Below are 5899 nucleotides of genomic sequence, written 5' to 3' on the forward strand. Positions count from 1 at the left end.
CCCCCCTGCCAGTGGCCCGCCTGGGAGCAGTTTAAACAAGCGTACGTCAGCCCCGAGGGACGGGTGATTGACCCCAGCGATGCGCGCAAAATCTCCACCTCCGAAGGGCAGAGCTATGGCCTGTTTTTCGCCCTGGCGGCCAACGATCGCGCAGGGTTCGACAAACTGCTGACCTGGACGCAGAACAACCTGGCGGAAGGCGATCTGAAACAACATTTGCCGGGCTGGCTGTGGGGCAAAAAGGACGATGAGCAGTGGACCCTGCTGGACAGCAACTCGGCGTCCGACTCGGATCTGTGGATAGCCTGGGCGCTGCTGGAGGCGGGGCGCCTGTGGCAACAGCCGCAGTACACCGAGACCGGTAAAGCCCTGCTGGCGCGGATTGTCGCTGAAGAGACGGTGGCGGTGCCGGGCCTCGGCACGATGCTGCTGCCGGGAAAAGTCGGTTTTGCCGATGACAGAGGCTGGCGGTTTAACCCCAGCTATCTTCCGCCGCAGCTGGCCACCTACTTTGTGCGTTTTGGCGCGCCGTGGCCCGCTCTGCGCGACAGTAACCTGCGCCTGCTGCTGGAGACCGCGCCGAAAGGCTTTACCCCGGACTGGGTGCGCTATGAGAAAGGGAAAGGCTGGCAGCTGAAAACCGAAAAGCCGCCGATCGGCAGCTATGACGCGATTCGCGTCTACCTGTGGGGGGGCATGCTCCATGATGGCGATAAGCAGAAAGCGCGTCTGCTGCAACGCTTCGCGCCGATGGCGGCGCAGACCACGGAGCAGGGGGTACCCCCGGAGAAAGTGAATATCGCCACCGGCAAAACCAGCGGCCAGGGGCCAGTGGGCTTCTCCGCGGCAATGCTGCCGTTTTTACAGGACGACGAGGCTCGGTCGGTGCAACGCCAGCGCGTCGCCGATAACTATCCCGGCGCGGATGCCTACTACAGCGCAGTTCTGACGCTGTTCGGCCAGGGTTGGGATCAACACCGTTTTCGTTTCACGGCGAGTGGCGAATTACAACCTGACTGGAACCAGGAATGCGCAAGCTCTCACTAAGTTTACTCACGCTGTCCCTCGGCGTTGCGCTGCTGCCGTTAGCGCAGGCGGCGACGACGCCTGCCCAGGAGCATCTGCTGGAGCAGGTCCGCCTCGGCGAGGCCAGCAATCGTGAAGACCTGGTGCGCCAGTCGCTGTACCGTCTGGAGCTGATTGATCCCAACAACCCGGAGCTGATTGCCGCGCGGATGCGCTATCTGCTGCGTCAGGGGGATGCCGCCGGGGCGCAAAAAGAGCTGGAACGACTGACGAAGCTGGCGCCGGACTCCCCGGAGCTGAAGGCGTCGCGCAATGAGATGAAAAGCAACACCGGCGAGGGCCGCCAGGCGCTGCAGCAGGCGCGACTGCTGGGCGTGGCCGGGAAGGTCGATGAAGCCATCGCCGCCTATGAAAAACTGTACGGCGGGGTGCCGGATGACGTTGACGTCGCCATTGAATACTGGACGCTGGTGGCGCGCCTGCCGGCCCGCCATAGCGAAGGCGTCAGCCAGTTGAAACAACTGAACGCCAGCGCGCCGGGCAACGTCAGCCTGCTGACTTCGCTGGCGAAGCAGATGTTCGCCGATAACAAACCGCAGGAGGGGTTCGCCTATCTGGCGGAGATGGCCCGATCGGCCTCGGGACGCGGTATCGCCGCCGATATGTGGTTCAGTGAGGTGAAAAGCATGCCGGTGAGTAAGGCCAGCGTGCAGGCGTTGCAGCAATTTCTTCTGCAGTTTCCCACCGGCTCGGTGGCGGCGAACGCCCGCGTTCTGCTCGACCAACAGCAGGCGCAGCTGCAGGATCCGACTTTCCGCGCCCGCTCGGAAGGGCTGGCGGCGGTCAAGTCCGGGAATACCACGCAGGCGGTCGCGGATCTGCAGAAAGCCGTTCAGGCCGACAGCCGCGACAGCGACGCGGTGGGCGCTCTCGGCCAGGCCTATTCCCAGCGCGGCGACCGCGCGCGGGCAGTGGCGCAGCTCAGTAAAGCGATTGCCATGGACCCTGACAGCCCGAACCGCGGCAAGTGGGACAGCCTGCTGCAAACTAACCGCTACTGGCTGCTGATAAAGCAGGGGGATAACGCCCTGAAAGCCGGCCAGCTTTCGCAGGCGCAGAACTATTATGCCCAGGCGCAGCGGGTCGATCGCACCGACAGCTATGCCGTGCTGGGGCTGGGGGATGTCGCGGCGGCGCGCAAAGAGGCGGCGGCGGCGGAGCGCTATTACCAGCAGGCGTTGCGCCTGGATCGCGGCAATAACCTGGCGGTGCGCGGCCTGGCCAACCTCTATCGCGCCGAATCGCCGGAGAAAGCCAGCGCCTGGATCGCCGGCCTCCCTCCCGCTCAGCGGCGCAGTATCGATGATATTGAGCGCAGCCTGACTAACGACCGGCTGGAGAAACAGGCGCAGGCTCTGGAGAGCCAGGGCAACTGGGCGCAGGCGGCGGAAGTTCAGCGTCGGCGCCTGGCGCTGGATCCGGACAGCGTCTGGATAACCTACCGTCTGGCGCGGGATCTGGTCAGCGCTGGCGAACGCCAGGAGGCCGACGCGCTGATGCGGACGATGGTCAACCGCCAGCCGCAGGACGCCGAACGGGTCTACGCCTCGGGACTCTACCTGTCGGGGAACGACCAGGACGATCTGGCTCTGGCGCAAATCGCCGCTCTGCCGCGCAGCGCGTGGACGGATAACATTCGTGAACTCGAAGCGCGTCTGCAAAGCGACCGGGTGCTGCGCCAGGCCAACCAGCTGCGCGACAGCGGCGACGAAGCGCAGGCGATCGCCCTCATCAAACGGCAGCCCGCCTCGGTGCGCTATGATCTGACGCTGGCCGACTGGGCGCAGCAGCGCGGAGACAGCCAGACGGCGATTGCCGACTATCAGCGGGTGCTGCGTCAGGAGGCCGACAACGGCGATGCGCGCCTCGGCCTTGCGGAAGTCTACCTGGCCGAGGGCGATAAACCGGCCGCCCGGGCGCAGGTCATGCAGCTGAAAGGCGCAGAGACCGAATCCATGAACATGCAGCGGCGGGTGGCGCTGGCGCGAGCTGGCCTTGGCGATACCGCTGACGCGCAACGGATTTTTAATCAGATTGTGCCGCAGGCGAAGGCGCAGCCGCCCTCGATGGAGAGCGCGCTGGTGCTGCGCGATGCCGCGCGCTTTGCCACCCAGAGCGGGGCGCCGCAGCAGGCGCTGACGCACTACCGGGAAGCGATGGTGGCCTCCGGCATTACCCCCGCGCAGCCGCAGGATAACGATACTTTTACGCGGCTGACGCGCAACGACAGCCATGATGACTGGCTGAAGCGCGGGATCCGCAGCGATGCCGCCGACCTTTATCGTCAGCAGGATCTGAACGTCACCCTGGAACATGACTTCTGGGGTTCCAGCGGCACCGGCGGCTATTCCGACCTGAAGGCGCATACCACCATGCTGCAGGTGGATGCTCCGCTGGCGGATGGCCGGATGTTCTTCCGCACCGACCTGGTCAATATGGATGCCGGCAGCTTTTCCACCCACAGCGACGGGAGCTACTCGCCCAGCTGGGGCACCTGCGGGGAGATCGCCTGTACCAGCGGCAGTAAAAATCAGACCGACAGCGGGGCCAGCGTGGCGGTCGGCTGGAAGAATGACACCTGGAGCGGGGATATCGGCACCACGCCGATGGGCTTCAATGTCGTCGATGTGGTGGGGGGGCTGAGCTACAGCAGCGACGTCGGGCCGGTGGGGTACACGGTCAACGTCCACCGGCGGCCTATCTCCAGCTCGCTGCTCTCCTTTGGCGGGCAGAAGGACAGCAGCAGCCATACCGGCGCCACCTGGGGCGGCGTCCGCGCCGACGGCGGCGGCCTGAGCCTGAGCTACGATCGCGGGGAGGCTCACGGCATCTGGTCCTCGCTGGGCGCCGACTCGCTGACTGGTAAAAACGTGGCGGATAACTGGCGCGTGCGCTGGATGACCGGGTACTACTACAAGGTCATCAACGAGAATAATCGTCGCGTCACCGTCGGCCTCAACAATATGATCTGGCACTACGACAAAGATCTCAGCGGCTACACCCTCGGCCAGGGCGGCTATTACAGCCCACAGGAGTATCTCTCGTTCGCCGTGCCGGTGACCTGGCGTCAGCGCACCGAGAACTGGTCCTGGGAGCTCGGCGGGTCGGTGTCATGGTCCCATTCGCGCACCCAGACGCAAGCCCGCTATCCGCTGCTGAACCTGATCCCGTCCGACTACCGGCAGCGCGCCAGCGAGCTGACGGAGGAGGGAAGCAGCAGCCATGGATTCGGTTACACCGCCAGAGCGCTGGTGGAGCGGCGGGTGACCAGCAACTGGTTCGTCGGCGCCGCGGTCGATATTCAGCAGGCGAAGGATTACACCCCGAGCCATGCGCTGCTTTACGTCCGCTACTCGGCGGCCGGCTGGCAGGGGGATCTGGATATGCCGCCCCAGCCGCTGGTGCCCTACGCCGACTGGTAGCAGAATAGGCTGAATTACGTTACAGAGCGCCACTCCGCGACGCGCTTCGCGTATACTCGTGAGGCGTTGCCCACCGTTGGCCGTCGGGGATGTATCCCGGCGTCCGCGCCACCGCGCGGAAATATCCCGTCACTTCATCCCTCGCGGGCGTGGGCGAAGGATTTAAGTATATAATCAGCCTGAAACGACCGGGATTGAAGGATTGATACCGGGTATGTATTCAGTATCAGTGGAGAACACCGTTGCGCGTCAGCCGTTCACTTACAATCAAACAGATGGCGATGGTCGCGAGCGTGTCCATGGCCTTTGTATTGGTTTTTTGCACTATTTTGCTGTTTCACTTTGTGCAACAGAGTCGCTTTACCACGGCCACGCAGTTAGAAAGTATCGCGCGATCCGTTCGCGAACCGCTGTCTGCGGCTATTCTGAAAGCCGATATTCCGGAAGCGGAAGCCATTTTAAGCCGTATCCAGCCTGCTGGCATCGTCAGCCGGGCGGATGTGGTATTGCCGAACCAGTTCCAGGCGCTGCGGATGCGATTTATCCCCGAGCGGCCGGTGCCGGTAACCGTCACCCGGCTGTTTGAGCTGCCGGTGCAGATTTCGCTGCCCATTTATTCGCTGGAGCGACCGGCCAACCCGCAGCCGCTGGCCTATCTGGTGCTGCAGGCCGACTCCTATCGCATGTATAAATTCGTCATGAGCGCCCTTGCTACGTTAGTGACTGCTTACTTACTTCTGGTGCTGATGCTGACGGTGGCGCTCACCTGGTGCATCAACCGGCTGATGGTTCGCCCTCTGCGGCGTATCGCCCGCGAGCTGAACGATCTCTCCCAGCAGGAGCGTCTTGGCCATCAGCTGACCCTCCCGCGCCTGCACCATGACGACGAGATCGGTATGCTGGTGCGTAGCTATAACCGCAACCAGCAGAGCCTGGTCCGCCAGCATGATGAGCTGTCCATCCAGTCGACCCGCTTCCCGGTCTCCGAGCTGCCGAATAAAGCCTTTTTGCTGGCGATGCTGGAGCAGACGGTGGCCCGCCCGCAGAGCGCCGCGCTGATCGTCGTCGCCTGTGAAACCCTGCAGGACGCCGCCGGGGTCCTCAAGGAGAGTCAGCGCGAAATGCTGCTCCTGACGCTGGTGGAGAAGCTGCGGGCCGCGATCCCGCCGCAGATGGTGCTGGCTCAGGTGAGCGGGTATGACTTCGCGATTCTCGCCGATGGCCTCGCCGAACCGTGGCAGGCGGTAACGTTAAGTAAGCAAGTGCTCACTATTATTAATGAGCGTTTACCGCTGCATGGGCTGCAGCTGCGCCCCTACGCCAGCGTCGGGATCGCCATGTTCCACGCCGGGCTCAGCGCCGAGCAGTTTTACCGGCGCGCGGTGTCGGCC

At 63.8% G+C, this 5899-nt stretch carries 3 protein-coding genes; all 3 read left to right on the top strand.

Features of this window, described 5'->3' with window-relative positions:
- A partial coding sequence (bcsZ, locus tag HMPREF9538_RS22120; RefSeq protein ID WP_009484215.1) for a cellulose synthase complex periplasmic endoglucanase BcsZ occupies positions 1 to 1047 on the top strand: 1047 nt, incomplete at its 5' end.
- The gene (gene bcsC, locus HMPREF9538_RS22115; RefSeq protein WP_009484216.1) at positions 1029 to 4508 is read left to right on the top strand and encodes a cellulose synthase complex outer membrane protein BcsC; all 3480 of its coding nucleotides are present in this window, start codon (positions 1029 to 1031) and stop codon (positions 4506 to 4508) included. The genes bcsZ and bcsC, both read left to right, overlap by 19 nt.
- Before the next feature lie 242 nt (positions 4509 to 4750).
- A partial coding sequence (locus HMPREF9538_RS22110; RefSeq protein WP_032457006.1) for a HAMP domain-containing protein occupies positions 4751 to 5899 on the top strand: 1149 nt, incomplete at its 3' end.

The organism is Klebsiella sp. MS 92-3 (assembly GCF_000195655.1).
In the GTDB taxonomy this organism is placed as follows: domain Bacteria; phylum Pseudomonadota; class Gammaproteobacteria; order Enterobacterales; family Enterobacteriaceae; genus Klebsiella; species Klebsiella pneumoniae.

Bases quoted from the DNA above. Each gene is read 5' to 3' on its own strand.
- bcsC (WP_009484216.1), top strand. From the start codon at position 1,029: ATGCGCAAGCTCTCACTAAGTTTACTCACGCTGTCCCTCGGCGTTGCG.